At 63.2% G+C, this 1,633-nt stretch carries 1 protein-coding gene; it reads right to left on the bottom strand.

What is annotated here, in order from left to right:
* Positions 1 to 144: 144 nt before the first annotated feature.
* The gene (gene yjeH / locus ACW5W8_RS23605; protein WP_498630852.1) at positions 145 to 1,425 is read right to left on the bottom strand and encodes an L-methionine/branched-chain amino acid transporter; all 1,281 of its coding nucleotides are present in this window, start codon (positions 1,423 to 1,425) and stop codon (positions 145 to 147) included.
* Positions 1,426 to 1,633: the final 208 nt, after the last annotated feature.

Below are 1,633 nucleotides of genomic sequence, written 5' to 3'. Positions count from 1 at the left end.
TTGAAAGGCTGGGGTATCCATGATGGTAGACCTCAAGGTGATGGCCTACTTCAAGCTTAGCCTTTCAACACGTAATTGGGACATAGCCAATCAAAAAGCCCTGAACATCAGGGCTTTCTCATTTCTTCGACCATCGGGGAGACGTTACTTCGCCAGCGGGAGCGCATCCTGCTGACGGCTACGGCGCAGATGACGCCGCCACAACGAGAAGCCGCCGTAGCCAAGACTCAGCACCACCGCATAGAGCACCTGAGTGGCGAGCGCCACCAGCACCAGAGAGCAGAGCAGCACGCTTATCCCCGCCAGCCCCTTGCCCAGCCCGCCGAGCAGGCGCCAGCCCGCCGCCATGCAGAGCAGGTAGACCAGCACGAAATTGCCGTTGGCGTAGCGGATCAGCTCATCGAGCGGCAGTCGCAGCCAGATGATCAGGGTGATGCAGAGCAGACAGATGGCGAGCACCAGAGTAAGCGCCCGCAGCGGTGCGCCGCGCGCGGTGAGCTGGGCCAGCGAGGCAGGCAGCTTGCCTTCCCGCGCCATGCTCCAGATCAGCCGGGCAAAGCCCTGAATGTAGATGTTGATGCTGGCAAAACAGGAGAGGTAGCCGAGCACAGCCACCAGCCACTTGGCGGTGGGGCCGAACAGCAGCGCCAGCAGGGAGGGGATCGCGGTGGCGTTCTTCGCCTCATCGCCGTAGAGGCCGTATTTGAGCACCACCAGCGAGTGGATCCAGTAGATGAGCCCCGCCAGCAGCACCCCGCCAAGCAGGGCGATGGGGTAGTCCCGCTCCGGCCGCTTGAACTCCTCCCCCATGTGGGCGAAGGCTTCCAGCCCGACGAAACACCAGAACATCACCGCCAGCGCCGTAGCCATGGCGGGCCACTCGTCCGCGCTCGGCAGCGGCCGGGCCGCATCGCGCCAGCTCACCTCCCCCTTGAACCAGATCAGCAGGGTGAGCCCCAGAATAGCCAGAGCTATCAACAGCTGCAGGTTGCCGGAGGAGCGCGCTCCGCGCAGCCCCAGCAAGAATACCCCGAGCAGGGTGAGCAGCTGGATGGCCCAGAGGGTCCACTCCCCCATCTCGAACAGGGCGTGCCAGAAGCCGGCGGCAATCATCAGGGCGGCAGGCAGGCCCACCGGCAGCACCGCCAGAAACAGGAAGGCGGAGAAGCGCTCGGCGCCGTTGCCAAAGGCGAGACCAATCAGGTGCGGCGCGCCGCCCGCATGGGGATAGCGACGACCGAGGCGAGCGAAGGTAAAGGCGATGGGCAGCACCAGCGCAATCAGCAGCAACCAGGCCCAGAGCGAGGCCCCACCCGCCAGCGAGGCGGCAGTCGCCGGTACCACGAAGATCCCGGTGCCGAGCAGCGAGGTAGCGAGCAGCCCCATCCCCTGCCAGAGCCCGAGATCCTTTTTCAACCCAGACATATCCATTTGTCCTGACTAAAAAAACATCCCGCCATGTTAGGCCTCCACCGCCCCTTTGTTAAGCGCGGTGGCGAGAATATGCCCGGTTTTATGCAAGGCCGTATCCCTGGACAGCGGCCATAAAAAAGGCTATGTCCCAATTACGTGTTGCATGGGGTGCCCCAGCGCCTCATGCAAACATGCTTTGATATTCACGCCCCTCCCGTAA

The organism is Aeromonas aquatilis (genome assembly GCF_054052405.1).
This window is presented reverse-complemented; position numbering and strand designations above follow the sequence as displayed.